Annotated in this window: 29 protein-coding genes and 1 tRNA gene; 19 read left to right on the top strand and 11 right to left on the bottom strand. The window is 68.9% G+C overall.

Annotated elements, in window-relative coordinates:
• Positions 1-14 precede the first annotated feature (14 nt).
• The 6 genes from MK177_06045 (at position 15) to MK177_06070 (ending at position 4,563) form a co-directional block, all read left to right on the top strand.
• The gene (locus MK177_06045) at positions 15-584 is read left to right on the top strand and encodes a nucleotidyltransferase family protein (protein ID MCH2426879.1); all 570 of its coding nucleotides are present in this window, start codon (positions 15-17) and stop codon (positions 582-584) included.
• On the top strand, positions 575-1,252 hold the full coding sequence (locus MK177_06050) for an SRPBCC family protein (GenBank protein ID MCH2426880.1): 678 nt from the start codon (positions 575-577) through the stop codon (positions 1,250-1,252). Before MK177_06045 ends, MK177_06050 begins: the two co-directional genes overlap by 10 nt.
• Positions 1,253-1,285: 33 nt before the next feature.
• On the top strand, positions 1,286-1,786 hold the full coding sequence (locus MK177_06055; protein MCH2426881.1) for a DUF501 domain-containing protein: 501 nt from the start codon (positions 1,286-1,288) through the stop codon (positions 1,784-1,786).
• Positions 1,779-2,687 carry a Ppx/GppA family phosphatase gene (locus MK177_06060; GenBank protein ID MCH2426882.1) on the top strand — a complete coding sequence of 303 codons (909 nt, stop codon included), beginning with the start codon at positions 1,779-1,781 and terminating at the stop codon, positions 2,685-2,687. The genes MK177_06055 and MK177_06060 overlap by 8 nt, the downstream gene beginning before the upstream one ends.
• 78 nt (positions 2,688-2,765) lie before the next feature.
• Positions 2,766-3,860 (top strand): alanine--glyoxylate aminotransferase family protein, encoded by a 1,095-nt coding sequence (locus MK177_06065; protein MCH2426883.1) that lies wholly within the window; start codon positions 2,766-2,768, stop codon positions 3,858-3,860.
• Positions 3,861-3,924: 64 nt separating this feature from the next.
• Positions 3,925-4,563 (top strand): GNAT family N-acetyltransferase, encoded by a 639-nt coding sequence (locus MK177_06070; GenBank protein MCH2426884.1) that lies wholly within the window; start codon positions 3,925-3,927, stop codon positions 4,561-4,563.
• Between the two features lie 42 nt (positions 4,564-4,605).
• Here the strand turns inward: MK177_06070 and MK177_06075 are convergent, their stop codons facing one another.
• Entirely contained in the window at positions 4,606-5,373 is a 768-nt protein-coding gene (locus MK177_06075; protein MCH2426885.1) for an enoyl-CoA hydratase, read from the bottom strand.
• 109 nt (positions 5,374-5,482) lie between these two features.
• On the opposite strand from MK177_06075, the gene MK177_06080 reads away from it, so the two are divergent.
• Positions 5,483-6,769: an MFS transporter gene (locus MK177_06080; GenBank protein ID MCH2426886.1), complete on the top strand. Its 1,287-nt coding sequence runs from the start codon at positions 5,483-5,485 to the stop codon at positions 6,767-6,769.
• A gap of 16 nt (positions 6,770-6,785) precedes the next feature.
• On the opposite strand, the gene MK177_06085 is transcribed toward MK177_06080, so the two are convergent.
• On the bottom strand, positions 6,786-7,826 hold the full coding sequence (locus MK177_06085; GenBank protein MCH2426887.1) for a PD-(D/E)XK nuclease family protein: 1,041 nt from the start codon (positions 7,824-7,826) through the stop codon (positions 6,786-6,788).
• Between MK177_06085 and MK177_06090 the strand changes: the two genes are divergently transcribed.
• The 7 genes from MK177_06090 to MK177_06120 all read left to right on the top strand — a co-directional run bounded on the left by MK177_06090 (position 7,825) and on the right by MK177_06120 (position 12,111).
• Positions 7,825-8,142: a hypothetical protein gene (locus tag MK177_06090; GenBank protein MCH2426888.1), complete on the top strand. Its 318-nt coding sequence runs from the start codon at positions 7,825-7,827 to the stop codon at positions 8,140-8,142. The two genes, MK177_06085 and MK177_06090, sit on opposite strands and share 2 nt — an antisense overlap.
• Before the next feature lie 73 nt (positions 8,143-8,215).
• Positions 8,216-8,301: transfer RNA gene (locus tag MK177_06095), tRNA-Leu, on the top strand.
• 42 nt (positions 8,302-8,343) lie between these two features.
• The gene (locus MK177_06100; GenBank protein ID MCH2426889.1) at positions 8,344-9,102 is read left to right on the top strand and encodes a nitroreductase family protein; all 759 of its coding nucleotides are present in this window, start codon (positions 8,344-8,346) and stop codon (positions 9,100-9,102) included.
• A 60-nt stretch (positions 9,103-9,162) separates the two neighbouring features.
• On the top strand, positions 9,163-9,606 hold the full coding sequence (locus tag MK177_06105; GenBank protein MCH2426890.1) for a GFA family protein: 444 nt from the start codon (positions 9,163-9,165) through the stop codon (positions 9,604-9,606).
• Positions 9,607-9,702: 96 nt separating this feature from the next.
• Positions 9,703-10,332 carry a LysM peptidoglycan-binding domain-containing protein gene (locus MK177_06110; protein ID MCH2426891.1) on the top strand — a complete coding sequence of 210 codons (630 nt, stop codon included), beginning with the start codon at positions 9,703-9,705 and terminating at the stop codon, positions 10,330-10,332.
• Between the two features lie 77 nt (positions 10,333-10,409).
• Positions 10,410-11,678: an aconitase X catalytic domain-containing protein gene (locus MK177_06115; GenBank protein MCH2426892.1), complete on the top strand. Its 1,269-nt coding sequence runs from the start codon at positions 10,410-10,412 to the stop codon at positions 11,676-11,678.
• Positions 11,671-12,111, top strand: coding sequence for a DUF126 domain-containing protein (locus MK177_06120; protein ID MCH2426893.1), 441 nt, complete (start codon positions 11,671-11,673; stop codon positions 12,109-12,111). The genes MK177_06115 and MK177_06120 overlap by 8 nt, the downstream gene beginning before the upstream one ends.
• A gap of 4 nt (positions 12,112-12,115) precedes the next feature.
• Here the strand turns inward: MK177_06120 and MK177_06125 are convergent, their stop codons facing one another.
• The 4 genes from MK177_06125 to MK177_06140 are packed head-to-tail and all read right to left on the bottom strand — an operon-like array spanning position 12,116 to position 14,369.
• Positions 12,116-12,358: a hypothetical protein gene (locus MK177_06125; protein ID MCH2426894.1), complete on the bottom strand. Its 243-nt coding sequence runs from the start codon at positions 12,356-12,358 to the stop codon at positions 12,116-12,118.
• A gap of 60 nt (positions 12,359-12,418) precedes the next feature.
• Positions 12,419-12,673 (bottom strand): hypothetical protein, encoded by a 255-nt coding sequence (locus MK177_06130; protein MCH2426895.1) that lies wholly within the window; start codon positions 12,671-12,673, stop codon positions 12,419-12,421.
• Positions 12,674-12,719: 46 nt separating this feature from the next.
• A complete protein-coding gene (locus MK177_06135) occupies positions 12,720-13,439 on the bottom strand; it encodes a hypothetical protein (protein ID MCH2426896.1) in 720 nt (239 codons plus the stop codon).
• 12 nt (positions 13,440-13,451) lie between these two features.
• Positions 13,452-14,369, bottom strand: coding sequence for an aminotransferase class IV (locus tag MK177_06140; GenBank protein ID MCH2426897.1), 918 nt, complete (start codon positions 14,367-14,369; stop codon positions 13,452-13,454).
• 166 nt (positions 14,370-14,535) lie between these two features.
• On the opposite strand from MK177_06140, the gene MK177_06145 reads away from it, so the two are divergent.
• The 5 genes from MK177_06145 (at position 14,536) to MK177_06165 (ending at position 19,508) form a co-directional block, all read left to right on the top strand.
• Entirely contained in the window at positions 14,536-15,624 is a 1,089-nt protein-coding gene (locus tag MK177_06145) for a branched-chain amino acid ABC transporter permease (GenBank protein ID MCH2426898.1), read from the top strand.
• Positions 15,621-17,441, top strand: coding sequence for a branched-chain amino acid ABC transporter permease (locus MK177_06150; protein MCH2426899.1), 1,821 nt, complete (start codon positions 15,621-15,623; stop codon positions 17,439-17,441). The genes MK177_06145 and MK177_06150 overlap by 4 nt, the downstream gene beginning before the upstream one ends.
• Positions 17,438-18,223, top strand: a complete 786-nt coding sequence (locus tag MK177_06155; GenBank protein ID MCH2426900.1) for an ABC transporter ATP-binding protein — start codon at positions 17,438-17,440, stop codon at positions 18,221-18,223. Before MK177_06150 ends, MK177_06155 begins: the two co-directional genes overlap by 4 nt.
• The gene (locus tag MK177_06160) at positions 18,220-18,954 is read left to right on the top strand and encodes an ABC transporter ATP-binding protein (protein ID MCH2426901.1); all 735 of its coding nucleotides are present in this window, start codon (positions 18,220-18,222) and stop codon (positions 18,952-18,954) included. Before MK177_06155 ends, MK177_06160 begins: the two co-directional genes overlap by 4 nt.
• 200 nt (positions 18,955-19,154) lie before the next feature.
• Positions 19,155-19,508, top strand: a complete 354-nt coding sequence (locus MK177_06165; protein MCH2426902.1) for a DUF2784 domain-containing protein — start codon at positions 19,155-19,157, stop codon at positions 19,506-19,508.
• Here the strand turns inward: MK177_06165 and MK177_06170 are convergent.
• The 5 genes from MK177_06170 to MK177_06190 form a co-directional block, all read right to left on the bottom strand.
• Entirely contained in the window at positions 19,460-20,260 is an 801-nt protein-coding gene (locus tag MK177_06170) for a protein-L-isoaspartate(D-aspartate) O-methyltransferase (GenBank protein MCH2426903.1), read from the bottom strand. The two genes, MK177_06165 and MK177_06170, sit on opposite strands and share 49 nt — an antisense overlap.
• A gap of 101 nt (positions 20,261-20,361) precedes the next feature.
• The gene (locus MK177_06175) at positions 20,362-21,471 is read right to left on the bottom strand and encodes a hypothetical protein (GenBank protein MCH2426904.1); all 1,110 of its coding nucleotides are present in this window, start codon (positions 21,469-21,471) and stop codon (positions 20,362-20,364) included.
• A gap of 118 nt (positions 21,472-21,589) precedes the next feature.
• Positions 21,590-22,801 (bottom strand): FAD-binding oxidoreductase, encoded by a 1,212-nt coding sequence (locus MK177_06180; GenBank protein ID MCH2426905.1) that lies wholly within the window; start codon positions 22,799-22,801, stop codon positions 21,590-21,592.
• A complete protein-coding gene (locus tag MK177_06185; protein MCH2426906.1) occupies positions 22,798-24,402 on the bottom strand; it encodes a hydantoinase B/oxoprolinase family protein in 1,605 nt (534 codons plus the stop codon). Before MK177_06185 ends, MK177_06180 begins: the two co-directional genes overlap by 4 nt.
• Positions 24,399-26,519, bottom strand: a complete 2,121-nt coding sequence (locus tag MK177_06190; GenBank protein MCH2426907.1) for a hydantoinase/oxoprolinase family protein — start codon at positions 26,517-26,519, stop codon at positions 24,399-24,401. The genes MK177_06185 and MK177_06190 overlap by 4 nt, the downstream gene beginning before the upstream one ends.
• Positions 26,520-26,529: the final 10 nt, after the last annotated feature.

The following is a 26,529-nucleotide window of genomic DNA, read 5'->3' on the forward strand; positions in this document are numbered from 1 at the left end:
GGTACCGGCGGACCATGTCCCTGGACAGGACCATCGCCGCGGTGGTGCTGGCGGCAGGTGGTGGCACCCGGTGGGCGGGCCCCGGCCACAAACTGTTGGCAGACTTGGACGGTCGGCCCCTGGCCTCCCATGCCATCGGGGCAGCAGCGGCCGCCGGGCTGGACGAGCTGGTGGTGGTGACTGGGTCGGCGGACCTCTCGGCGGTCGTTCCCGATGGAGCGACCGTCCTGCACAACGAGCTCTGGTCTGACGGGCAGGCCGGCTCCATCCGGCTGGCCGTGGAGCATGCCCGGCGGGTCGGGCACGAGGCGATCGTGGTGGGCCTGGCCGACATGCCCGGCATTCCGGCCGAGGCCTGGCGGGCGGTGGCCGACGCTCCCGGATCCCTTGTCGTGGCCACCTTCGACGGGCAGCGCAGGCCACCCACCAAGGTCGGTCGCAGGTACTGGTCCGAACTGCCGGAGGCCGGGGACACCGGCGCCAGGTTCCTCCTGGCAGCGAGGCCGTTCGACGTGCTGGAAGTAGCGTGTCCGGGCGATCCGGCAGACGTCGACACCGTGGAGGACCTCGGGCAGTGGAACTGAACAACGACTTCGAGGTGGCCGCACCCGTCGACCTGGTGTGGGCCGTGTTGACCGATGTCGAGCGCATCGCTCCCTGCCTGCCCGGGGCCCAACTCCTGGAGATCGAGGGCGACGAGTTCCGGGGAGTGGTCAAGATCAAGGTCGGACCGATCACCGCCCAGTACAAGGGAGCCGCCTCCTTCTCGGAGCGTGATGACGTGGGGCACCGGGCGGTGCTGCGTGCTGAGGGGCGCGACACCAGGGGGGCCGGCAACGCCGCGGCGGACATCACCGCCGAGTTGGAGGCGACCGACATCGGTACGAAGGTCACCGTCACCACCGACCTGACGGTGACCGGCAAGGTGGCCCAGTTCGGGCGCGGTGTGATGGCCGACGTCTCGAAGAAGCTGATGGGCCAGTTCGCCGACAACCTGAGTGACCTGATTGCCGCCTCCGGCGACGAGGCTGTAGTCGAATCCCCGGCCAGTGAGGTCACCGCCGATGCCCCGGCCGATGAGGTCACCGTCGATGCCCCGGTCGACGAGACACCTGCGGTCCGGGTGGTGGATGCCCCGGAGGTCGAGGCCATCGACCTGCTGGGTGCCGCCGGAGCCCCGATCCTGAAGCGGCTGGTCCCCACGCTGCTCGCCGTTGTGGCGGTCGTGGTGATCATCCTGATCCTGGTCTAGGACCCTGACCGGCCCATCCCCACGGGCCCATCCATGGACGCACCTCTCCCGCCCCGCACCGGGGCCGATGACGACGACCGCGAGTTGGTCGCCGGGCTCCTGGGTCGATGGCCGGAGGGGCTGTTCGACGTGGTGGTCCGCGACGACGCCGGAGTTCCGGTGGTGATCCGGAACCACCCGTTGCTGGACGACGGTCGTCCTATGCCCACCCGCTTCTGGCTGGTGGCCGACGAGCTGCGGTCCCGGATCGGGACCCTGGAGTCGACCGGTGGGGTCCGGGCCGCCGAGGCGGACTGTGATCCGGCCGAGCTGGCCGAGGCCCACGACCGCTACGCGGCGGAACGGGACGCCGCCATCCCCGAGGACCATGAGGGCCACCGGCCGTCAGGTGGCGTGGGCGGAACGAGACAGGGCGTCAAGTGTCTGCACGCCCACTACGCCTGGTTCCTGGCCGGCGGGGACGATCCGGTGGGCCGGTGGGTCCACGCCCGACTGCAGGGCCGACCTGCGTCGACGGAGGAGTCCGGTGGCTGAGCTGGTGGCCGCCGTCGACTGCGGGACCAACTCCACCCGTCTCCTGATCGGCGATGGCCGGCGCTCGGTGGAGCGACTGATGCGCATCACCCGGATGGGGGAAGGGGTGGATGCCACCGGGCGGCTGGCCCCACAGGCCATCGACCGCGTGGTCGGCGTGCTCCGGGAGTTCCGCTCGTCGATGGACCGCCACGGGGTGATCCGGTGCCGGGTGACCGCCACGTCGGCTGCCCGGGATGCCGCCAACCGGGACGAGTTCTTCGATCTCGCCGAGGCGGTGCTCGGCCACCGACCGGAGCTGCTGTCTGGCATCGAGGAGGGTCGGCTTTCTTTCGCGGGTGCCACGGCCGACCTCGACCCGGTCGACGGGCCGTTCCTGATTTTGGACATCGGGGGTGGGTCCACCGAGTTCGTGGTCGGCACTACCGAGGTCGAGGGGACGTTGTCGTGCGACATCGGCTGCGTGCGGTTGACCGAGCAGTGGATCGAGCACGATCCCCCGTTGCCCGAGGAGCTGGTGGCCTGCCTGTCGATAGCCGAGGGGCACGTGGACGACGTCCTGCGGGTGGTTCCGGCGGCGGCCGGCGCCCGGACCCTGGTCGGCTTGGCCGGCACGGTGTCATGCGTTGCGGCGGTCGAGATCGGCCTAGCCACCTACGACCGGGATCGGATCCACCACTTCCGGCTCTCCAGGGAGGCCGTCGAGGACGTCTTTCGGACCCTGGCCACCGAGACTCGGGCCGAGCGTCTGGAGAACCCGGGCATGGAGGAGGACCGGGCGGACGTCATAGTTGGCGGCCTGGCCATCCTGGTGAAGGTCATGCGCCAGATGGGCTTCGACGAGTGCCTGGTCTCGGAGTCGGACATCCTGGATGGCCTGGTGGCCTCGCAGCAGCGGTAGTCCTGCGCGACGAACGTGACTTCACTGAAGGGAAGAATCTTTCCCACGAGTAGTGATTCGTCACTTAGGATGGCCGCCATGTCGCACGCAGATCGCATCCTCATGGGCCCCGGTCCCTGCAACCCGTATCCGCAGGTCATCAAGGCCTTCGGCCGACCGGTCCTGGGCCATCTGGACCCTGACTTCATCACCCTCCTGGACGACACCAACGATCGGCTGAGGGAGGTGTTCCGCACCGCCAACCCGCTGACCTTCCCGGTCTCGGCCACCGGGTCGGCAGGCATGGAGGCCACCTTCGTCAACGTGCTGGGTCCCGGTGACCCGGTGGTTATCGGCGTCAATGGCGTGTTCGGCGAGCGCATGTGCGACGTGGCCTCCCGCTGTGGCGCCGAGGTCGTCCGGGTGGACGCCGAGTGGGGGCGGGCCATCGACCCACAGGCCCTGCTGGACGCCCACCCGAGCCCCAAGGTCATCGCCGTGGTGCACGCCGAGACCTCGACCGGCATCCGCAACGACGTAGAACCCATTGGAGCCGGCAAGGGCGACGCCCTGCTCCTGGTGGACTGCGTCACCTCCCTGGGCGGCATACCCCTGGAGATCGACGCCTGGGGTGTGGACCTCGCCTACAGCGGAACCCAGAAGTGCCTGGGCGTGCCTCCCGGGCTCTCCCCGGTGACCGTCTCACAGGCCGCCATCGACCGGTTCGTCGAGAAGTCACCGTCCTGGTACCTAGACCTCGCCATGATCGCCAAGTACATGACCAGCGGCGGCACCCGCGCATACCACCACACTGCACCCATCTCCATGATCTACGCCCTCCACGCCGGCCTGGGAGTGCTCCTCGACGAGGGCCTCGAGAACGTCCAGGCCCGCCATCAGGCCTGCGGTGACCAGCTCCAGAAGGGTCTGGTCGATCGGGGTTTCGAGCTCTTCGCCCAGGAGGGCCACCGTCTCCCCGAGCTCACCTCGGTGTTCGTCCCCGCCGACCGCCTGCCAGACGGGCTGGACGAGGCCGGCGTCCGTCGGCGCCTGCTACAGGAGTACGACATCGAGATCGGCGGCGGCCTCGGTCCGGTCGCCGGCAAGGTCTGGCGCATTGGTTGCATGGGCCACACGGCCCGTCTGCGCAACGTCACCCTGCTGCTGGCCGCCCTGGACGAGATCTTGGACTGACGACCGACGGTCGGGTGCCGGGCCGGGTTGCAAGCCGACCGTCGTACCTGCCAATGATGGAGCCGTGGCGATCGACCAGGTGACCGACTGTCCGGTCCTGCGTGGGTCCAGGGTGGCCATGCGGCCCCTCGAGGTGGACGACTTCTCGGAGTGGCAGGTCGTACGGCGTCGGAACGCCGACTGGCTGACCGCCTGGGAGCCCCGCCGCGGCTTCGGGCAGCCCGACCCGGCGGTGGACCGCCAGGCCTTCGCCATGCGATGTGCGGCACGTAGGCGGGAGCGCCAACTGGGAACCGGCTGGGGCTTCGGCGTGTTCGTGGGCGTGGACGGCACCGACCACTTCGCCGGGGAGGTGAACCTGTCAAACGTCGTGCGGGGGGCGTTCCGGAGTGCCCACATCGGCTACTGGATGGACGAGGACCGGGCGGGCAACGGTTACATTCCCGAGGCTCTGGTGATGGCGTGCAGGTTCGCCTTCGAGGAGATCGACCTGCACCGGGTCCAGGTGTCGATCGTGCCCAGGAACACCCGCTCCCGACGGGTGGTCGAGAAGCTGGAGTTCCGCTGCGAGGGCCTGGCCGAGCGCTACCTGGAGATCGACGGCGTGTGGGAGGACCACCTCCGGTTCGCCATCACCGCTGAGGAGTGGTGCCTACGGCGAACGGTGTTGGCCGCCACCTGGCTCAAGCCGTCTGGCAACTGACGCTCCGCGCGTCGGGGAGCCCCCGGTCGGAAACCGGACGGCTCAGTCCCCGGCTGCGATCCGGGCCTTGAGTCTGCCGACCATCTCCACGAATGCCGGCTGCTTCATCGACCAGGCCTGGGGCGGGATCTCCATCTGGACTGCCGGGACCGACTCGGTCACCCCTGCAGTGTCGTGCAGCGTCTTCTTGGTGACGGCGACCAGCTCGACGGGATGGGCGGCGGCCTTCGCCGCGTAGTCGACGGCCCGGTCGACCAGCTCGTCGTCGTCCACGCACTCCCACGCCACACCGTGGCGGACCGCCTGCTCACCGTCCAGTATCTGCTCGAACAGCACCATGGCCTTGGCCGTTTGCAGGTCGGTGATGTTGCGGAGGCGCCAGGTGTGGCCACCGCCGGGGTGGATGCCGATGGTCAGGAACCGGCTGTCGAAACGGGCGGAGCGGCCGGCGACAACCAGGTCGCATGCCAGGACCATGTTCATGCCGGCACCCACCGCCGCACCGTTCACGGCGGCGACCGTGGGCAGCGAGGTGTGGGCCACACGGAGGAACCCCCTGTAGATGTCGGGGAGCGAGCCTTCGGAATTCCCCTCTCCGGCTTCCAGCAGGTCGTCCAGGACGGCTCCGGCGCAGAAGGCCCTACCGGCGCCGGTGAGCACCACCGCTCCGATGCCGTCGTCGGCCTCCAGGTCGTCGAAGGCCGCCAGGAGCTCCTCGTTCATCTCGTCGGAGACCACGTTGCGGCGGTCGGGGTCGTCGAAGGTGAGGATGGCGACGCGGTCGCGGCGTTCGATTCGGAGCACGCTCATGCGGGGAGTCTCCCATGTCGAAGCCAGCGGTTCGGGACCGGGGGAGGGCCCCTCCGCACGTCGGTCAGCCGCTGGGAGGCCGGCCGGAGTCCGGGGTTAGGGTCGCCAGATGGCAATGGGGGAACCGGGTGGGACGGTTGCCCCGGGCCTGCCGCCGCCTGACCGGCGGCGGTTCCCGGCCATGGGCTTCCCGAACTACCGGCGGTTCTGGATAGGCGGGATGTTGACCAACAACGGCCGCTGGGTGCAGTACGTCACCACCTACTACATCGTTTACCGGATCACCGGTTCGGCGGCATGGGTCGGCATGGCCGGCTTCTTCACGTTCATCCCGATGCTGCTCACCAATCCGGTGGCCGGCTACGTGTCGGACCACTTCGACCGGCGCAAGGTGCTCCTGACCACCAACAGCCTCTGCAGCGCGCTGGCTGCCGGTATGGCCCTTACCTGGGCGTCCGGGATCCACGACGTCCGCCTTTGGATGATGTTGCTGCTGGTCGGCGGGTTCGTATACGGCGTACAGCTGCCCACCTGGCAGTCGTTCGTCGCCGAGTGCGTGCCACGTGAGCACCTCCGCAACGCCATCACCATGAACTCGACCCAGTTCAACGCGGCTCGCACCTTCGGACCGGCCCTGGGCGGCCTGCTGATCGGCACTCTCGGGCCAGGCTGGGCGCTCACCCTCACGGCGGTGCTCTACGGGCCGGTCCTGGTGGCCCTCGCACGGATCGATCCGTCGACCCTGTTCCGTGCGGGGTCCTCCGCCCGGGTCGGAGGGCATCGGGGTTCGTCGGTGGTCGCCGACTACCGCGAGTCGATCCGGTATGTGCTGGACGCTCCGGGGATCCGGGCGGCCATCATCACCGTCACCCTCATCTCCACGGCCGGTCAGCCCATCGTGCAGCAGATCGTCGTGTTCGCCGAGGAGGTCTTCGAGGTCTCGCCGTTCTGGTTCGGGATACTCGGCTCGGCGCAGGGGATCGGCGCCCTGTTGGCCGCCCCCGTGGTGGCCGGGGAGTTGAGCCGCCTGAAGCGGTCCAGGATCCAACTCCTGGCGACATCCGGGTACGGGGCGGCCATGGTGGTGTTCGCCCTGGCGCCCTCCTTCTGGGTGGGCTTCGGTGCTCTCGCCCTGATCGGTGTGATGCACTTGGCGTCGGCCTCGAACCTCAACTCCACCGTGCAGCTGCAGGTCGCCGACGAGCTGCGTGGCCGGGTGATGGCCATCTACCTGATGGGCGTCCTGGGCCTGTCGCCCTTCGCCAACCTGCTCATGGGCTGGTTGATATCGGTCCTCGGCCCCCGGCCGGTGGTGGCGGCCAGCGGCCTGGTAGTCGTCGTAGGAGGGCTGCTCCTGCAGGTGACCGGGCAGTACGGCCGCCTGGACGGGGGCTGATCGGCGCCGACCCGGGTCAGGTCGGGTCGTCGAACTCGGCCCGGTGGGCCCGCCCCTCGTCACAGGTGTCGTACACGGGGCACCAATGGCATGGGGGGCCGGGGATCCGGTTCGGAGTACGGCCGCCGTGGAGCAGCTCGACGAGTCGGCCGACGCCGTCGGTTAGGCGGGCCACGCTGGCCATGAGGGTGTCCTCGGTGACCGCCTCGGGCACGAAGTGGGCCTGGTCCAGGTAGTAGGACGCCAGGAGCCTGGGCGGGACACCGATGCGGAGGGTCTCGATCAGGGCGTAGAAGCGGAGGTCCTCGCGGTGCACGGGAAGCGACCCCCCGGTCTTGAGGTCGACTATCACCTTGCCGGCCCGTTGGCCACTGGCGCTGCCAAGGGTCAGGTCCACCTTGCCGGCCAGGATCAGGCGGCCGCCGCACAACTCGGCCCGCATGCGGCTCTCGGTGACGGGGCGCCATGCGGGCTTCAGTGGGGGCCAGCACTCCAGGTACTTGGTGAAGGCATCCAACGACTCGGACCTCAGCTCGGCCCGCTCGACTTCGCTGCAACCCCGCAGCCAGTGCCCGAGGCTGCCCCGGTCCGCCTCGTAGCGGGCCAGGGCCTCGTCCACCAGCACGGGCGGCTCTACCTCCCGACGCCAGTTGACGGCCAATTCGACGGCCTTATGGACGATGGTGCCGCGGGCGGTGGGGACCCGCCACTCGAATTCCTCGGCCTCGTCGGCGAGGAATTTCGCCTCGCAGCCGTGTACCTGGGCGAGCCGGTGCTTGTGGACGAATAGATCCTCACCGGTCGGGAGCCCGTCGAGGTGGGGTTCCACGGCCGTCTCGAGGGCTGACCGGAGATGGTGGCGGAGGTCCTCGGCGAACTCGGGTCGTTCGTCGACCGTGGCCCCGAGCTGGTCGAGGACGGCCTGCTGTGCCGGGTTGAGGTCGGGTGCGGCGGTGCCGTCGTCGATCGGGTCCACGCCGGGAGTATGGCCCAGCCCGGTGACACGGGGCCGGAGGCTCGGCGCGTTGTCACACCCCTCCTCGATAATGGAACCCATGGATACCCGGTACCACGAGAGCTACGCCGTGCGGTTCGCCGAGACCGCCCGCTCGCTGGGCCGCGCCGCGCGCCTCCGAGGGCTCGAGGTGCCGACGTTCCGGTGCCCACCCGGCCTGCGTGGCGTGCAGCGTTCCATCCGCTGGCGGGGCGGCTCGGCCACGATCGCCGTCGTGGTTCGGGGTCGACCCTGGGGAGCGGTGGTGGCCGACATGGCCGAGGGGATCGTCGTGGCCAACGGCCTGGACCGCGCCAGGGCCGACACCGTGAGGGCTGCACTTTGGCTGGCCGTCGCGGAGCCGGCCATGGCGGCCTGACCGTTGACCGCCATGCGCGGTCCAACGGCCGGCCCACGTGCCGGCCCTTCGCCGCTGGCTAGCGTGGCCTGACGCCCGGGTGGCGGAACTGGTAGACGCAGCGGGCTTAAACCCCGCGGCCCCCCAGGGGGCGTACAGGTTCGATCCCTGTCCCGGGCACCGGTGGTGGTCCGGGCCAGCCCGTGCGACGAGGATGGGGAAATGGCGTCGGATCGGGACCATCCCAGCGAGCTCCGGTACGAGTATCCCTACCCGGCGCCCGACCTCGAGTCCCGGTACCCGTTCGTCGTCCTGGAGCCCCGTCGGTTCCCGGCCCACGAGATGGCCGACAGGGCCAGGGCCTTCCACGAGGTGGCCGAGGCGCGACGCAGCGTCCGGGTCTTCAGCCCGGAACCCGTCCCCAGGGAGCTCATCGAGTTGGCGGTCCTGGCTGCGTCCACGGCCCCCTCCGGGGCCAACAAGCAGCCTTGGACCTTCGTGGCCGTCCGTGACCCCGACCTGAAGGCCAGGATCAGGGAGGCTGCCGAAGCCGAGGAGAGGATCAACTACCTCGAGAACCGCATGAACGCGGAGTGGCTGGAGGCCCTGGCCCCCCTCGGCACCGACCACCACAAGGAGTTCCTCGAGGTGGCACCATGGATAGTGGTGCTGTTCGAGCAGCGCTACGAGATCCGGCCAGACGGGACCACACGTAGGAACTACTACGTGAAGGAGAGCGTCGGGATCGCCGCCGGGCTGTTCATCGCAGCCCTGAACGAGATGGGCCTGGCGACCCTGCCCCACACCCCGTCACCCATGGCGTTCCTGCGGACGGTCCTGGGTCGCCCGGAGAACGAGCGACCGTTCGTGATGTTCCCGGTCGGCCACCCCATGGATGGGGTCAAGGTGCCCGACCTCCGCCGCAAGCCGCTCGAGGAGGTCTTCGTCGAGCCCGACGGGCAGCTTGACGGTGCCGGCTGAACAGAACCGGCACGGCCGGCCCGGAGCGTGACCGGGAGCCCGGCGCGCGAGGATGCCCGCATGGACGACGGGAGACGGGGTTCCGGTACCCGGGCCAGCGGTGGGTGCGACTGCGGTGGGGTGCGCTACCGGGTGGACGGAGAACTGCGCGACGTCGTGCACTGCCACTGCGAACCGTGCCGCCGGATCACCGGCCACCACATGGCGGCCACCGCGGCGAAGGTCGACGACGTCCACTTCGAGAGCGATGCCACCCTCACCTGGCACTATCGGACGTCGACCACCCGTTACGGGTTCTGCTCGGCGTGTGGTTCAACGCTCTTCTGGTCGGCGACCGACAAGGCGGACATGCTCTCCATCGCCGCCGGGACGATCGACCAGCCGTCCGGGCTGTCCACCGTGCTGGCCATCTACGCGGACGAGGCGTCCGACTTCCACCGACTCGACGACACGATCCAGACCTTCGGCCGGGATCGGCCCGTTGACCACCCGTCGAGGCCCTGACTCGGCGGCGATGCCTGATCAGCCCGGGGAAACGGCGGCTGTCGGACCCGGTCAGGGGTACCCGGCCCGCAGGTCCGCCGGACCTATGCTCCGGCCATGCGCCTTGTCATGGTTCCGCTGCTCGCTCTGGCCGTTCTGGCGGCCGCCTGTGGGGGGTCCGAGGATGAGCCGATCGTCGTGCAGACAACCACGACCGGGATGTTCGTGACGACCACAGTCGCGCCTTCCTCGGACTCTGCGCCGGCCACCACATCTCCGACCGTTGCTACCGCCGCCGCGGTGGCCACCACGACCACCCCGGTAGCCGCCAGCACCGCCGCGGTGACCACGACCACAGAGCCAGTGGTCGACGTTCCGCAGTCTGTGACCGTGGAGAAGGGCGATTCGCTGTCCAAGATCGCCAAGCGGTACGGCACCACCGTCGACGCCCTGGTCAGGATCAACGAGCTCTGCGACGCCAACCAGATCTTCGTGGGCCAGGTGATCGTCCTCGAGGACGCGGATGCCGAGGCGGACGACGCTGGCGAGCAGGTCGAGACGGCCATCGTCACGGTCCAGGCCGGTGACTCCCTCTCCAAGATCGCCAAGCGCCACGACACCACCGTCGAGGAGATGATGGCGCTCAACGACATCGACGACCCCAACCTCCTCTTCGTGGGCCAGGAGCTACTGATCGATGAGGTGGTGTCGGCCGACGAGGAGCCCGAGGAGAACCCCAACTGCTGACGTCCCGTCCGCCGGCGGGGCCTCCTGTTGCCTGACCTCGCCGGTCGTCCCGGTTCGGCGGGTCTACGATCCGCGGCGTGACCCTCCGGCTTGAGACACGCGACGAGGCCAGGCTGGCAGGTGCCGAGGGCCCGGCCCAGCGGTTGGCCACCCGGGTGGTCACCCGGCTGGCCACCGCAATGGGGGCCGACGGGCTACTCGACATAACCGGCGCACACATCGATTCGTGCCTCTACCACGGGCAGGCGGTCCTCGACTTCGCCCATCGCCTGGCTGACGACGGCGCACGTGTACTCGTGCCGACCACGTTGAACGTGTCGTCGCTGGACCTGCTGCATCCGGAACACGCCCGGGGCGATCCCGAGGAGGCCAGGCTCTCCCGGCGGCTCATGGAGCGCTTCGAGGAGATGGGCTGTCGGCCGACCTGGACCTGTGCGCCCTACCAGCTCGAGGTCCGGCCGGGGTTCGGCGAGCAGATCGCCTGGGCGGAGTCCAACGCCATCGTGTTCGCCAACTCGGTACTTGGCGCCCGTACCAACCGGTACGGAGACTTCGCCGACATCTGCTGCGCCATCACCGGACGGGCACCTGCCGCCGGGCTCCACCTCGACGAGCACCGCCGGGCCACCGTGGTCATCCGGCTGGATGGCGTGTCCGCCGACCTGCTGGCGCGCGACGTGTGCTATCCGGTGCTCGGTGGCCTGATCGGCCGACTGGTCGGTAAGGCGGTGCCGGTGGTCGACGGCCTGGAGCCCGGGGTGTCCGAGGATCGACTCAAGGCGTTGGGAGCGGCGTCGGCGTCGACCGGTTCGGTGGGGATGTTCCACATGGTCGGGAGCACGCCTGAGGCCCCGACGCTGGAGGAGGCGCTGGCCGGCCACGAACCAGTCGAGGAGATCACGGTCACCGCGGCCGACCTGCGGGCCGCCCGGGACCGACTCTCCACGACCTCCGACGACGACCTGCGGACGGTCAGCCTGGGCACACCGCACTATTCGGTCGCCGAGATCGGTCGGCTGGTCGAGCTGTTGGGCGACCGGCGGGTCGCCGACGGCGTGGCCTTCTACGTCTCCACCGGGCGCGACGTACTCCACGAGGTGAGCCTGCTGGGTTGGGCCAGCCGCCTGGTCGACGCCGGGGTGAGCATGGTGACCGACACCTGCACCTACTTCACGCCGATCATCGGGGACGTCACCGGTACGGCGATGACCGATTCTGCCAAGTGGGCCTACTACGCCCCGGGGAACCTCGGCCTGGAGGTCGTCTTCGGGAGCACCGAGGACTGCGTGGAATCGGCGGTGGTCGGCCGGGTGGTCAGGGACGAGGGGATCTGGGCCGGTGCCTGACCGGGGGGCGACGCCGGTACCACTGGTCGCCGGCACGGCCACAGGCGAGGTGTTGCGCCTCGACGAGCCCCTCAGCTTCTGGGGAGGGTTGGAGACCGTCGAGGGCCGGATCATCGACCAGCGCCACCCCCAGGTCGGCGAGATGGTGGCCGGCCGGGTACTGGTGATGCCGTTCGGTCGGGGATCCAGCTCCGGCAGCAGCGTGATCTGCGAGGCGGTCCGGGCGGGGACGGCGCCGGCGGCCATCCTGATGGCCGAGCGCGATGACATCATCGCCCTCGGGGCCATCGTGGCCGAGGAGGTCTACGGCCTGGTGATGCCGGTGGTGGTGGTGCCACCGGAGGCGTTCGAAGGCCTGGAGACCGGTGCGATGGTGGCCGTCGGGGTGGACGGCACGGTGACGGCGTCCCCGGACGCAGGCGGCCCGGCCTGACAGGTCAGTCCTCTGGGATCCAGTCCTCGGTGGTGATGCCCAGACCGTCGGCGATCCGGTTGGCATAGGCGTAGTAGGCGGTGACCTCCGCTATGTCCAGCACGTCGCGGTCGCTGAACCCGGCCGCCCGGAGGGCATCCACGTCGGCTCGTTCCATGTTGCCGGGGGTACGGGTGAGCTTCACGGCGTAGTCGAGCATGGTCCGACGGGATGGCGCGAGGGGAGCCGTCGTCCAGTCGGCCTCGATGGCGGCCAGCAGGTCGTCGTCCTTCAGCAGCTGGCGCAGACCGCGCCGATGGTGGGTTACTCAGTAGTGGCAGTGGTTCTCGAGGCTGACCACCAGAGCCACCAGCTCACGCTCGACCTTGCGGAGCGTTCCCGTGCCGGACATGGCCGAGCGGTAGAGCCCGTCGTGGGCGGCCAGCCCACGGGGGTTGAGCGAGTGGACGGCCATGATCCGGTCGACCCGGTCGAAGGTGGCGTCGACGACCCGGCCGTAGAGGTCGGCCAGGCCGTCATGGTCCTTCCATCTGTCGTCGGGGACGGTCTCGATCCATGCCATGGCGGCGAGTCTGGCACGGGCCGGCAGGGGCTGTCGCGGAGGTGGATCAGGCGTCGAGGGCGAACTCGCTGAGGCGCTCGTAGAGCGGCCGGGCCTCGGCGACCACCCCACGGAGGTGTTCCGGTGCCGGTTCGGTGCTCGGGTGGCCTGACTCGAACCCGGTCGACCGGTGGGTGCTGGCGTACCAGTGCTCGGCCCACACGCCGTCCTCGGGCTTTGGGCCGGCGGGCCACGACAGCATTCCGGGATCGAAGGCCAGTCCCAGGCGGCCGCACAAGGTGCGGAGGACGGCTTCCGGGGCGGCGAGCAGGGCAGTCGAGTCGATGACGATCGGATCGCCGCCGTCGGCCAGGATCGACTCCAGCAACTCCACCTGTATGGGCAGGCCGGTGTCGGTCACGTTCACGTCGGGCACGTTCTTCGCGAACGAGGTGATGACCCTCTCGGGGTCCCGGATCAGCAGGAGGTTCCGACAGCGACCCAGGAACGCCCGGTCCAGCTGGACGACGTGCTGGGCCATCTGCTTGAAGAACACGACCGGCGTCGGGTGTTCGCCCAGGATCAGGTCGCGCACGACGGCCTCACCGTCCGGGTCCTGGCTGGTCAGCACCTCGTCGCGGCCCGGATGCTCCCGCCCGGTGACCCGCAGGTAGTGGGCGTAGATGGGCTCGTCGAAGACCGTCGTGTCATCACGCTGCCGGAAGGCGTACATGAACGACGTTGAGATGTTCCGGGGGCCCGACCAGCAGTTGATGCGGAGCGTCACGGGGTGCCCGCCTCAGCCGTCGGTGACGTCGGCCTCCACGGCCGCTCTGTAGAGGTCCTGGAGTCGGGCGGTGATAGGGCCCGGTCGGCCGTCGCCGATGGTCCGGCCGTCGATCTCGACGACGGGGGTCAGGCCACCGAACGTGCCGGTCACGAAGGCCTCCTCGGCCGAGTAGACGTCGGTGAGGGAGAACGGCTTCTGGTGGGCGGTGAGGCCGGCCTCCGGCGCCACCTCGAGCACCAGCTGGCGGGTGATGCCGTTGAGGTTGTAGTGGCCGGTCGACGTCCACACCCCGCCCTCCCGAACCACGAAGAAGTTGGTGGCGTTGCAGGTGGCCACGGCACCGGTGGGGTCGAGCATGAGCGCCTCGTCGGCACCGGCCTTCACTGCCTGGATGAGGGCGATCACCTCGTGCAGCTTGGAGTGGGAGTTGAGGCGCTGGTCCAGCGTGTCGGGCGGTGGTCTACGGACCGTCGTCGTGAACAGGGTGATGCCGGCCTCGGCGACGGCCGGGTCGGCCGTCTTGTGCTCGGCGATGATCACCATGTTGGGCCCGCCCACGACGTTGGAGGGATGCTGGGACGGGGTCTTCTTGTCGCCCCGGGTGACCATGAGCCTGGCGTGCACGTCGTCGTGCATGTCGTTGTGCCTGACGGTGGCGTACAGGGCCTCGGTGACCTCGTCGCGGCTCATGGCGATGTCCAGGTCGATGGCCGCCGCGCCGGCGAACAACCGGTCCAGGTGCCTGTCCAGGAAGGCGAACCGTCCGTGGTGGAGGCGCAGCCCCTCCCATATGCCGTCGCCCACCAGGAAGCCGCTGTCGAAAACCGACACCCTGGCCTCGTGTCGTGCGAAGAACTCGCCGTTGATGAAGATCTCAACGGACTCGTTGCGTTCGTCGGCCAGTGCCTGGTGGGTACTGCGGGACATGGCGGCGAGCGTACCGACGGCGGTCGCCAGGGGTTGCGGTCGGGTGAGATGTTGGTCACACGACGGCGAGGTTGGTCCGCTACCCTTCCGTCTGCCCATCGCCGATGACGCCAACGGAGAGCAAGTGACAACCCATGCCGTCTCGACGAAGTCCGCGAAGCGACTTGTGTCCGTCGATCGCTTCCTCACATTCATACGGGTCTTCCTGGTCACCATGATCATCATCGGACTGCTGGCCTTCATCTGGCAGCAGTTCGACGCCGACAACCCGTTCGCCCGGTGGCGCAACCCGGGCGCCCGGGGCCTCACGGGCGACCAGTTCAAGGGCCTGCTCATTTCCGGCCTCTCCCAGGGCTCGATGTACGGCCTCATCGCCCTGGGCTACTCGATGGTCTACGGCGTGCTCGGCTTCATCAACTTCGCCCACGGCGAGGTGTTCATGGTCGGGGCGATGACCGGGTTCATCGCCTCTGAGAAGTTCAATGCCAACGGGATGTGGGAGTCCAACTTCCTCCTCTGCCTGGCACTGATCGTGCTGATGGCGATCTTCTTCTCGACGTCTTTGGCCGTGCTGATGGAGCGGGTGGCCTACCGGCCGCTGCGCAACTCTCCCAGGCTGATTCCGCTCATCACCTCGATCGGCGTGTCGTTCTTCATCCAGAACTTGGTGCTCGGGCTGTTCGGGCCGTCCACGAAGAGCTACCCGCGCCTCCCCGAGTGGCTCTCCAAGCAGCGCTCCATCCTGACCTTCGAGATAGCAGGCACCCGCCTCCTGGTGCTGGTGGTGGCCGCTGCCTCGATGGGCGTCCTCTGGTACATCGTGGAGCGCACCAAGACCGGCAAGGCCATGCGGGCCGTTGCCGAGGACAAGGAGATCGCCTCGCTGATGGGGATCGACGTCAACCGGACCATCGTCACCACGTTCGCCGTGGGTGGAGCGATGGCGGGCGTGGGCGGGATCCTCTGGGGCCTCATGTTCCGGTCGGTCACCCACATGACAGGGTTCCTGCCCGGCGTCAAGGCCTTCACCGCCGCTGTGGTGGGTGGCATCGGGAACCTGGGCGGTGCCATGGCCGGCGGCATCTCCCTGGGCTCGGCCGAGTCGATCGCCCCGCTGCTCATCCTGGAACCACTCGGCGTGCCCGGCGTGTCACAGCTCAAGGACGCCGTGGCCTTCACCGTGCTGGTCCTCGTGCTCTTGTTCAAGCCGGCCGGCCTCTTCGGAGAGCGGCTCTCGTCGGAGGAGCGGGCATGAGCGCCCTTGTCGCACCCATGCCGTCGTCGGCCATTGACCAGGACTGGGGCAAGGTGCTGCGCTGGGGGCTGATCTGCGGCGGCGCCCTGATCGCCATCTGCCTGGTCGGCATGCCCGTCGAGCTGGACCGGCGGGAGCTCATCGAGCGGTACCTCAGCCTCGGCTACGTGTCCGTCCTGTTGATTCCGATCCTGATAGGTCGCATAGCCGCCACCCAGGTGGTCCTGGAGGGCTTCGAGTCCCGGAAGCAAGGCCTCTACGACCTGGTCACCGGCCTGATGGTCGGCCTCCTCGGCGGAGGCTGCCTGTCTCTGCTGATGCTGGCGCTGGATTCCTGGAACCTGCGGGACCCGCTGGTCAACTGGAGTCCGAAGCTCTTCCGCTTCCTCACCTACGAGAACGGCATGGGCTTCGGGGCCGGGGCCTGGATCGTGACCTGCGGGGCGCTCAGCCTGGCCGGTGCATCGCTGCACGTCGTGCCGGCGATCGTGCGACGATCGACCGGGACCGTGGTGCTCAGCCTGCTGGCCCTGTCGGTCCTGGAGGGAGCGGTCGATGACCTCTCAGAGGGCTTCGGCCTCGACTGGCTGACCGACCTCATGTACGCCAAGAAGGGCGGCCTGACCCTCACCTCTACCATCGTGGTCGGCGCTGTCATCGCCGTCGTTTCGGTGCTCACCAGCGGCCGTGTAAAGGCGGTAACCAACCGCTACCGGGACATGCAGGGCGCCGAGCGCCAGAAGGCATCCATGATCCTGTTCGCCGTGGTGGCGGTGCTCTGCATCGTGCTGCCGATATTCCTGGGCAAGATCATGAACGAGCTGCTGGCCAACGTCGGCCTCTTCCTGTTGCTGGCCCTGGGCCTCAATATCGTGGTCGGCCTGGCAGGCCTCCTGGACCTCGGCTACGTGGCCTTCTTCGCCGTGGGCGGTTACACGACCGCCGTCCTGACATCGCCCAACAGCCCGTTCTTCGCCCCGGAACTGCACTTCGGATTCGCCCTCATCTTCGTTGTCATCTTCGCCACCATCGTCGGCCTGCTGATCGGGGCGCCCGTCATCAGGATGCGCGGCGACTACCTGGCCATCGTGACCCTCGGATTCGGTGAGATAATCCGCCTGCTGTTCATGTCGGACTGGCTGGGCCCCTATTTCGGTGGCGCCCAGGGAATCACCAACGTCCCGGGTGTCGACCTGGGCTTCGCCACGGTGAAGGGCACCGACCCAAGGTCGGTGTTCTACTTGGTGCTGTTCTTCTGCGTCATCGCCATCTACATCTCGTGGCGCCTGCAGGCCTCCCGCCTGGGCCGGGCCTGGATGGCCATCCGGGAGGACGAGCAGGTGGCCGAGGCCATGGGCATCAACACGGTGAGCTCCAAACTGATGGCCTTCGTGGTGGGCGCAGTGCTGGCTGCCTTCAGCGGGGCGGTGCTGGCTGCCAAGGTCGGCTCCGTCTTCCCGACAAGCTTCATGATCCTGATCTCGATCATCATCCTCGTGGTGGTGATCGTCGGTGGCATGGGCAACATCGCCGGAGTGATGGTCGGCTCGTTCGTCCTGATCGGCGTGTTGGGCGGGCCAAAGCAGCCGGGCCTGCTCCAGGAGTTCCAGAACTTCAAGCTGCTCATCTACGGAATGCTGCTCGTCTTCATGATGCTGAAGCGCCCGGAGGGCCTCGTGCCCAGCGCCCGTCGCAGCCGGGAGCTCCACCAGGAGGAGTTCCTTCAGGACGCCTGGTTGAAGGGCGACAAGTCGGACGACGACGCCGATGACGAGGACGCGGTCAACGTGGGCGACGGGGGAGGGGAGGAGGAATGAGCCTTCTCGAGATCAAGGACCTGAAGATCACCTTCGGCGGCCTGGATGCCCTGTCCGGCCTCAACTTCGACATCGACGAGGGTGAGATCGTCAGCGTCATCGGCCCCAACGGTGCCGGCAAGACGACGTTCTTCAATGCCATCTCCGGGCTGGTGGCCCCCAGCGAGGGAGACATCGAGTTCGAGGGCGACTCCATCGTGGGTCTGGATCCCAGCACCGTCACCTCGCTGGGCATCGCCAGGACCTTCCAGAACGTGCGGCTGTTCCCAAACATGACGGTCCTCGAGAACGTCATGGTGGCCCAGCACTGCCGGACCAGAGAGCTCATCTACGGGGCGCTGCTCCAGACGAAGGCCTTTAAGAAGGAGGAGCGGGAGATCCGGGAGCGGGCCGAGGAGGTCCTCGGCTTCTTCGGGCACCGGCTCATCGGGTACCGCCTGGACCAGCCGGCCTTCGCCCTGTCGTACGCCAACCGGCGCCGCCTGGAGATCGCCCGGGCCATGGCCACCCAGCCCAGGCTGCTGCTGCTGGACGAGCCCGTGGCCGGTATGAACCCCATCGAGACGGCCGAGTTGACGGCGCTGATAGGTCGTCTGCGCACCGAGTGGGGCTTCACCATCGTGGTGATCGAACACGACATGAAGGTGGTCAAGGACGTCTCGGACCGGGTCGTCGTGCTGGACCACGGCGTGCCGATCGCCCAGGGCTCCTATGACGAGGTGTCGTCGGATCCGAACGTCATTGAGGCCTATCTGGGCCGCCCGGTGGAGGCAAAGGCATGAGCGGACAGGACGGCGCCACGGCCCTGCTGGAACTCCGACAGGTCAACACCCACTACGGGGCGGTGCACATCCTCAAGGACGTTGACCTGGCCATCTACCCGGGCGAGCTGGTCTGCCTGCTGGGCGGCAACGCCAGTGGAAAGTCCACGACGCTCAAGACCCTGCTGGGCATGGTCACGCCGACGTCCGGCGAGGTGGTTCTGGACGGGGAGGTGGTCAACGACAAGCCCACCAGATACCGCGTGATCAACGGCGTCACGATGGTCCCGGAGAACCGGCGCCTGTTCAAGCGGCTGAGCGTCAGGGAGAACCTCGAGTTGGGCGCGTACCTGCGCAACGACAAGGACGGCATCACCGAGGACCTGGAGAAGATCTACGACCTGTTCCCCCGTGTCAAGGAGCGCCTCACCCAGAAGGCCGGCACCCTTTCGGGTGGTGAGCAGCAGATGGTGGCCATCGGTCGGGCGCTCATGTCGCGACCCAGGGTCCTGCTCATGGACGAGCCGTCCATGGGCCTCGCCCCGGCCCTGGTGCAGCAGAACTTCGAGCTGATCCGACAGATCCACGCCGACGGCATGTCCGTCTTCATGGTGGAGCAGAACGCCAACATGGCGCTTTCGATCGCCGACAGGGGCTGGGTGCTCCAGACCGGCCGGGTCGTGTTGGACGACACCGCCGAGGCCCTCCTGGCCAACCCGGAGTTGCGGGCCTCCTACCTCGGCGAGGGCTGAGACTGCGGGATACAACTCCCTGAGAGTTGTACATCGAAGCCTCGGCGAGGGCTGAGGCGGTCAGCGTTGCACCCTCCAGAGCTACTCGGCCAGGGGTGACTGACCGTGGCGCCGATGTCCTCCCGGAGCGGTTCCGCAGCCTCACCCGAGGTCCTACGGGCGCTACCGTCGGACAACACGTTCGAACAGCGAGGGCGCACATGCTGCACCGACTGCTCGCAGACGCCGTGATGGGCATCCACTTCGGCTACCTCGTCTACCTGGTGGTCGGCGGCTTCCTGGCCTGGCGTTGGCCACGAGCCATCTACCCGCACGTGGTCGCCGTCGGCTGGGCTGTGGGAATCGTCTTCGTCGGCTTCCCGTGTCCGCTCACCGGCATCGAGCGTCGGTTGCGGAGCGAGGCAGGAGGGTTCGGGTTCATCGACCGCTACCTGGAGGGCGTCGTCTACCCGGAGGAATTCACGACAGTCCTGCGCGTGGCGGTGGCGGTCCTGGTCGCCGTCGCCTACCGGGGGTGGTTCCGCCGCAGGACACCCCGCCTCGGGCCGGTCTGAGGATCGGACCAGCCGGCCCGGCCGACGAGCGGGACGAATGTCACCGGGAGCAGGTCTTCGACCTCGTTGCCTTCTCCGGTGCGGACGACCCGGAACAGGTTCTGGCCTGATCGACGGTCGCCGACCGGGACCACCAGCCGGCCGCCGATCCGCAACTGGGTGACCAGCGGCTCCGGGACGGACGGCGCAGCCGCCGCGACGGTGATCCCGTCGAAGGGAGCCCTTTCCGGACGGCCCGTGCTCCCGTCGCCCCGGACCACCTCGACCTGTCCGTACCCCAGGGAGTCCAGGCGACCCCGGGCCGTGGAGGCCAGGTCCGGGTCACGCTCCACGGTGACGACGGCAGCACCCATCTCGGCCAGCACCGCCGCGGCATAGCCCGAACCCGTGCCCACCTCGAGGATCCGGTCCCCGGGGGCCACGGCGAGCGCCTGTGCGGTGAAGGCGACGATGTAGGGCTGGGAGATCGTCTGGCCTCGACCGATGGGAAGTGCCCGATCCTCGTACGCCTGTCCGACCTGGGCGTCGTTCACGAACAGGTGCCGTGGGACCCGCTGCATGGCGGCGAGTACCCGGGGGTCGACGATGTCACGTCCGACCAGGTCCACCTCCACCATGCGCCGCCGGGCGTCGGCGTATCGGTCCGTTCCGAGATCCTGGCCCACCACACCATCGTCGCGCTGCTGCGCCAGGTGTGCCCGACTGAGCGGGCTGCCATGGATGCTGCCGCTGGCCTCGGGCTGGAGCGGCAACGCCCGGGCCCATTCCCGTGGTGTTGCCAGCCCGCTGAGTTCGTGCCCCGTCCTGACCGGCCGGGCCACCCTGGTCGGTTCCCGACCGGAGGCCTACCGCGTCAGATGCGCTCGTCGTTACGACGACGGCTGGTTCCCGGCCCGCTGTAGTAGATGCCGAAGCCGGGCTCGACCGGGTAGTCGAGGTCCGGGGGGTCACAGGTCGCCGACCGCCACCAGTCCAGCAGCCGGTCCTCCCGCTCGTAGTCGAACGGGTCCTCCAGCACCTGCTCGGCCAAACCGCCAGGCTCCAGCGGGTTGTCGGCCAGCCACCGGGCGGCCAGCCCCGTCGCCCGACGGGCCGGCACAAGGTCGCGGTAGCCGAGCACGTCCCGGGTGGCCGACAGGTCGAGGATGCGGTGGCCCGGTTCGGCCTGCATCATGAGCGGTCGGGCCGGGAGGGCCAGGTCGGTGGGCATCCCCACGATCTCCATCTCATGGCCCAACTCAGCGCAGATCAAGCCCACCCTCTGGGCCACCGTGAGAGCCTCCTCGTCACCCACGTTGAACACCCGGCCACCGGCTGCCGGCTGGTCCACGGCCAGCAGGACCGTGTGGGCTGCGTTCTCGCTGAACGACCGGGTTTCGGCGGCCAGGCCGCCGTCGGGCACGATGATGGCCGGCCGACGGTCGAGGACCCGTCGCACGATGCACCAGTCCAGCGGTGCGATCTGGCGGGGGCCGTAGACGAACGGGTAGCGCAGGTGGGTGGCCGAGGGCTGGTGTCCGAACAGGAGGTCCTCGGTGCGGGCCACCCTGTAGCTCTTGCCGTCGTCGTCCTCGGTGGATCGTGGGGCGTCCTCGGCGGTCGGGATCGGCAGGCCCGGGGGATCGAAGCGGGTCGGGTCGAAGTATCCCCGGTAGGCGGGCGTGCCGCCCACGCTCACGAACCGGTCACAGCGTCCGGACAGCACCTCGGCGATGGCCCTGAGGCGGCCATAGCAGGCCACCACGACGTCGAACGAGCGACCGGACAGGGTCTCGTCCACGGCTTCGGCTGAGAACGGGTTCCCGTGGAGGTGCTCGACATGGGCCACCTCTTCGACCTCGTGGCGTCCGGTGTGGAAGAGCGTGACGGTGAGCCCACGGTGTTCCAGCCCGTGCACGATGGCCGGCCCGGTGGGGCCGGTACCCCCGATGACGAGGGCGCGGGCGGAGGGGAGGGTGGACATGCCCATCGGACAGTAGGGGACACAGGGGCGGTAGGCGGACAGGTCACACGGGGCCCGTCCGGGGAATAGCCGGAACCGCTGGGCCTCCACCACCGGACTCCGATGCGGGCGCAGCCCTTCAGATGATGGCCTTCTCCAGGAACGGCTCGCCGCGCACGATTCGGCCGTGGCCCAGTTCGGTCAGGTCCAGGGTGCGGTACTCGCCGTAGGTGATGAGCTCGCTGAGTCCCCGGCCCACACCGGCGCTCTGCTGCAGGCCGTGGCCGCTGAAGCCGTTGCAGAAGTAGAAGTTGGGCACCGCCTCTGCTGGGCCGACCACGGCGTTGTGGTCCAGCGTGTTGTAGGCGTAGTGGCCGGCCCACGAGTGGGTCACGCCGATCCGTTCGAATGTCGGTATCCGATGCACCAGCGCCGGCCAGATGACCTCCTCCCACTGGTCGTGGCGCACCGCGAAGTCGTCAGGGTCCACGGCGACGTCGTCGACAGGGGGTGCACCGGCCACGTAGTGGGGCGGCTCGGTCCTGACGTGGACGCCCGTGGTGTCGATCGTCAGCGGGAGGGTCGGGCCGTCGAGAGCCTCCCGGCAGTCGAAGACGAAGGCGGCACGGATGCGGGGTTCCACGGGAAGCATCAGCCCGGCCATCTCCGCTATCCACCGGCCCCGTGGCCCGGCACAGTTCACGACCCGACCACAGGCCACCACCCCGCCGGACGCCAGATCCACGTGGCTGATCCGCCGCTCGTCGCCGTCGGCTCCGGCGAGGTGCAGGTCGACCACCCGGTCGGTCAGGTACTCGACGCCGTTGTGGCGGGCCCGCTGTTGGAAGCCCCGCATCAGCGAGTAGGCGTCCAGGGTGCCCTCGTGCCGCAGGCCCAGGCTTCCCCCCGCCAGGTCGTCGACGAACAGGTACGGAAACCGATCGGCCAGCTCGCCGGGGTTCAACAGTGCCACCTCGGCGCCGCATGAGCGCTGGACCTCGTGGTTTTCCCGCAGCACCCCCATGCCGTCGTCGCTGGCCAGGAACAGGTAGCCGGTGTCCCGGAACCCCAGGTCCGGTGATTCGCCCTCGACCTGGACGCGGTCGTGAAAGTCGGCAAGGAACTCCGTGGCGAACATCGACAGGCGGATGTTGACCGGCTCGGAGAACTGGTGGCGGATGCTGGCCTCGGACAGCGTGGTCGACGACTTCTGGTAGGTGGGGTCCGGCTCGACCACCAGGACCGTGCCGTCGTGGCCGGGGTCCTCGGACAGCCAGTAGGCCAGCGAGCTGCCCATCACCGCTCCGCCGACGATGACGGTGTCATAGAAGGTGCGGGCGGGGCCGCTCACTGCACGTAGCCCTGCCGGTGGTCGCGGATCACGGCCTCGGGGTCCCGCTCGTCCGGGTCGCCGAAGCCGCCGCCGCCCGGCAGCTCCAGTATGAGGGTGCGGCCCTCGGGGACCGCCTGCTTCCCCTTGGCGTCGAACGGGGTGCCGTCGTCGAGGTACACCCGTCCCGGAGCCCCGTCGCCGCCTCCGTGGCGACCCCGGGCAGGGTTCTCGACCCGGTCGAACATACAGGAGAAGGCAAACTCGTAACCCTCGGTCGGGCCCAGCTCGATGACCTGGCCCAACCCACCCCGCTGGCGACCCGGCCCGCCGGAGTCGGGGCGCAGCTCCTTGCGCCACACGACGATTGGTCCGGCCTGCTCGGTGGCCTCGGCCGGCATGGTGCGAACGCCACTGGGGAATGCCGTGGCGTTGAGGCCGTCCAGCGAGGGTCGGGCCCCGGTGCCACCGCTGTTGAACATGAGGATCTCCCGGGGCGGCAACCCAGAAGCCGGGTCGGTGGCACGGGCGCTGACCTGGAAGTTCCACAGGGCACCGGCCCCCTCTGCCGGTACCACGTCGGGCAGCGTGTCGGCGATGGCACCCAGGCACAGGTCGGTCACGAAGTGGCCGATGACGTGGCGAACGGCCACCGGCTCCGGGTGCTTTGCGTTGAGGATGCAGCCCTCCGGGGCGCTGACCGTAAAGGCGGCCAGCGAGGCGTGGTTGGACGGCATCTCGGGAGCGAGGGCTACGAGCATGGCATAGGAGAAGTAGGCGTGGGCGTAGGTCAGCGGCACGTTCACGCCGTGGGAGCAGGTGGGCGACGTGCCGGCGAAGTCGGCGTGGGCGCCGTCGGCGGTGACGGTCATGGTGACCACCAGGTCGACCGAGTCGTTGTACCCGTCCACCCGCATCTCGTTGGCGTAGGTTCCCGCCGGTAGTGTCCGGAGGCATTCCCGGGTGGCGGCCGCCGTCCGGTCGAATATGAAGGCGGCCAGGTCGGCCAGGTCGGCCAGGTCGAACTCGTCGAGCATGGCGTGTAGGCGTCGGGCGCCGGTGTCGTTGCAGCCCGACAGCGAGTACAGGTCGCCCACCACCTGTCCGGCCTCCCGCACGTTGTGGCGCACGATGTTCAGCAGGTCCTCGTTGACGACGCCCCGCTCGGCGAACTTCATGATGGGGACGAACAGGCCCTCCTCGTACACCTCGGTGGCGTCCGGTCCGTAGCCGCGACCCCCCACGTCGACCACGTGGGCCGTGCAGGCGAAGAAGGCGATCAGGGAGCCGTTGCGGAATACCGGGTTGACCACGGTGAAGTCGTGGAGGTGCCCTGTGCCCTTCCACGGGTCGTTCGTGATGTAGGAGTCGCCCTCGTAGATGCGGTGGGGGCCGATGTCGTCGATGAAGTTGACGACGGCCGCCGCCATGGTGTTGACGTGGCCCGGGGTGCCGGTTACCGCCTGGGCGATCATCCGGCCCTCGGTGTCGTAGACGCCGGCCGAGAGGTCGCCGGCTTCCCGCACGCTGGTGGAAAAAGCGGTGCGCACGAGGGCCAGGGCCTGCTCCTCCACGATGGAGATGAGGCGGTTCCACATGACCTGGTGGCGAAGCTCGTTCATCGGGCGCCCTCCCGTCGGGTGAGCAGCAGGCAACCGTCGGCCTGGAGGACGGCCTGGCGGCTCGAGGACACCCAGGTGGTGGTCTGGGACTCGACAATGACCGCCGGCCCGGTCACCCGGTCGCCGGGCGACAGGGCGTCGCGTTCCACCACCGCCGCCTCCACGACGGCGTCGGTTCCGGCGTCGTGGATGGCCCGGGTGCGCTCGACCGCCACCTCGCGGGCTGCCTCGATCCGTGTCACCCGCTCGACGGGGCGCTGCCGGGTGGCTACCCGTACCGACCAGCCGATGGCCTCTATCGCCAGCCCTGCGATGGCCCGACCGAAGAACTCCTCGTAGGCCTTCTCGAACCGGTTGGCCAGAAACTCCCCGCCCAGGTGGTCGAACGGGGCCGCGTCGAGGCGGACCGGAATCTCCCAACCCTGGCCGGCATAGCGCATGAACGCCCATCGTTCTGTCTCCAGCACCGGAGGGTCTCCAGCGTCGTCGCTGGCGGCCAGGGCTCCGGTGACGAAGTTGGTGGCCTCCTCGGCCAACTCGGCCAGCATCCTGTTGGCGGACCGGTGGTCGAACTCGGCGGTCATGGCGTGGTGGCTGCGTAGGGCCTCATAGGCGAACGGGGCCCGCAGGAATCCGATAGCCGAGCCCACGCTGGCTCCCGGCGGGACCAGCAACTCGTCCACGGCCAACTTGTCGCACAGCCGACCGGCGTGGAGCGGGGCACCACCGCCGAAGGCGATCATCGTGTACCTCGCCACGTCCTTGCCGTTCTCCACCGCGTGGACCCGGGCCGCGTTGGCCATGTTCTCGTCGACCACCTCGACCACGCCGGCTGCCGCCTCGTCGGTGTCGAGGCCCAGGAGGTCGGCCACGTCGGAATCCAGGGCGCCACGCGCAGCGTCGTCGGACAGATCGATCCCCGGTGCTCCGAACGTGTCTGCCGACAGGCGACCCAGGACCAGGTTGGCGTCGGTCACGGTGGGTCGGATGCCACCCAGCCCGTAGGAGGCGGGCCCGGGTTCGGACCCGGCGCTGAGCGGCCCGACGCGGATCTGCCCGAGCACGTCGACCCCGGCTATGGAGCCTCCACCCGCTCCGATCTCGATCATCTCGATCACCGGGATGGAGATGGGCATTCCGCTGCCCTTGGTGAACCGGTGGGTGCGGGCCACCTCGAAGGTCTTGGCCGTGCTCGGGGCGTGGTCCTCGATGAGGCAGATCTTGGCCGTCGTACCGCCCATGTCGTAGGAGAGCACGGAGTCCAGGCCGTGACGGGCTGCTATATCGGCGGCAAAGATGGCGCCCCCGGCCGGACCGGACTCGATGAGACGCACCGGGAACCGCACGGCGCTGTCCACGCTCATGAGCCCGCCGCCGGAGTGGATCAGATAGACGGGGCAGCGGGCACCCAAAGCCTGCAGTTGCCCGTCGAGCTCCCGGAGGTAGGAGGCCATGAGGGGTTGCACATAGGCGTTGGCGCACACCGTGTTGAACCGTTCGAACTCCCGCATCTGGGGCGAGACCTCTGAGCTGATCGACACCGCCACGTCGGGGAGGCGTTCCAGCAGCAGGTCGCGGAACAGCCGTTCGTGGGTGCCGTCCACATAGGCGTGTATGAAGCCGATGGCCACCGCCTCGTAGGCCTCGTCGTCGGGGCGGTCGGCCAGGTGCTCGACGAGCGCCCGGGCCTCAGCCTCGTCGAACGGTCGCAGCACACGCCCGTCGACGCCGATGCGTTCGGCCAGGACATGGCGGTCCCTGCGCTCGATGAGGGGAGCGGGGAGCACGAGGTTCAGGTCGTACTGCTCGAAGCGGCTCTCGGTGCGCATCTCGATGGTGTCGCGGAAGCCGGCGGTGGTCACCAGCGCCGTCCGGGCGCCGGTGCGACCGATCAGTGCGTTGGTGGCCAGCGTCGTGCCGTGGATGAAGGCCTCAAGGTCGGCCAGGTCGGCGCCGGCCTCGGCGACCACCGACCGCACGCCGTCAAGGATGCCCCGCTCGGGAGCGTCGTAGGTGGTGAGGACCTTCGTCGAGAACATCCCAGAGCCGGTCTCCAGCACCACGTCGGTGAACGTGCCGCCGACGTCGGCCCCGATTCGCATGGTTCCGCCGGCCATCCCGTCGGGC

Source organism: Acidimicrobiales bacterium (assembly GCA_022452145.1).
Classification (GTDB): domain Bacteria; phylum Actinomycetota; class Acidimicrobiia; order Acidimicrobiales; family MedAcidi-G1; genus UBA9410.

Excerpts from the sequence above, each read along its gene's own strand:
- MK177_06165 (MCH2426902.1), top strand. The coding sequence starts at position 19,155 with ATGCTGCACCGACTGCTCGCAGACGCCGTGATGGGCATCCACTTCGGC.
- MK177_06185 (MCH2426906.1), bottom strand. The coding sequence starts at position 24,402 with ATGAACGAGCTTCGCCACCAGGTCATGTGGAACCGCCTCATCTCCATC.
- MK177_06190 (MCH2426907.1), bottom strand. The coding sequence starts at position 26,519 with ATGGCCGGCGGAACCATGCGAATCGGGGCCGACGTCGGCGGCACGTTC.
- MK177_06085 (MCH2426887.1), bottom strand. The coding sequence starts at position 7,826 with ATGGGTTCCATTATCGAGGAGGGGTGTGACAACGCGCCGAGCCTCCGG.
- MK177_06100 (MCH2426889.1), top strand. The coding sequence starts at position 8,344 with ATGGCGTCGGATCGGGACCATCCCAGCGAGCTCCGGTACGAGTATCCC.
- MK177_06160 (MCH2426901.1), top strand. The coding sequence starts at position 18,220 with ATGAGCGGACAGGACGGCGCCACGGCCCTGCTGGAACTCCGACAGGTC.
- MK177_06045 (MCH2426879.1), top strand. The coding sequence starts at position 15 with ATGTCCCTGGACAGGACCATCGCCGCGGTGGTGCTGGCGGCAGGTGGT.
- MK177_06105 (MCH2426890.1), top strand. The coding sequence starts at position 9,163 with ATGGACGACGGGAGACGGGGTTCCGGTACCCGGGCCAGCGGTGGGTGC.
- MK177_06130 (MCH2426895.1), bottom strand. The coding sequence starts at position 12,673 with ATGGCATGGATCGAGACCGTCCCCGACGACAGATGGAAGGACCATGAC.
- MK177_06155 (MCH2426900.1), top strand. The coding sequence starts at position 17,438 with ATGAGCCTTCTCGAGATCAAGGACCTGAAGATCACCTTCGGCGGCCTG.
- MK177_06150 (MCH2426899.1), top strand. The coding sequence starts at position 15,621 with ATGAGCGCCCTTGTCGCACCCATGCCGTCGTCGGCCATTGACCAGGAC.
- MK177_06080 (MCH2426886.1), top strand. The coding sequence starts at position 5,483 with ATGGCAATGGGGGAACCGGGTGGGACGGTTGCCCCGGGCCTGCCGCCG.
- MK177_06065 (MCH2426883.1), top strand. The coding sequence starts at position 2,766 with ATGTCGCACGCAGATCGCATCCTCATGGGCCCCGGTCCCTGCAACCCG.
- MK177_06075 (MCH2426885.1), bottom strand. The coding sequence starts at position 5,373 with ATGAGCGTGCTCCGAATCGAACGCCGCGACCGCGTCGCCATCCTCACC.
- MK177_06090 (MCH2426888.1), top strand. The coding sequence starts at position 7,825 with ATGGATACCCGGTACCACGAGAGCTACGCCGTGCGGTTCGCCGAGACC.
- MK177_06110 (MCH2426891.1), top strand. The coding sequence starts at position 9,703 with ATGCGCCTTGTCATGGTTCCGCTGCTCGCTCTGGCCGTTCTGGCGGCC.
- MK177_06140 (MCH2426897.1), bottom strand. The coding sequence starts at position 14,369 with ATGTCCCGCAGTACCCACCAGGCACTGGCCGACGAACGCAACGAGTCC.
- MK177_06175 (MCH2426904.1), bottom strand. The coding sequence starts at position 21,471 with ATGTCCACCCTCCCCTCCGCCCGCGCCCTCGTCATCGGGGGTACCGGC.
- MK177_06055 (MCH2426881.1), top strand. The coding sequence starts at position 1,286 with ATGGACGCACCTCTCCCGCCCCGCACCGGGGCCGATGACGACGACCGC.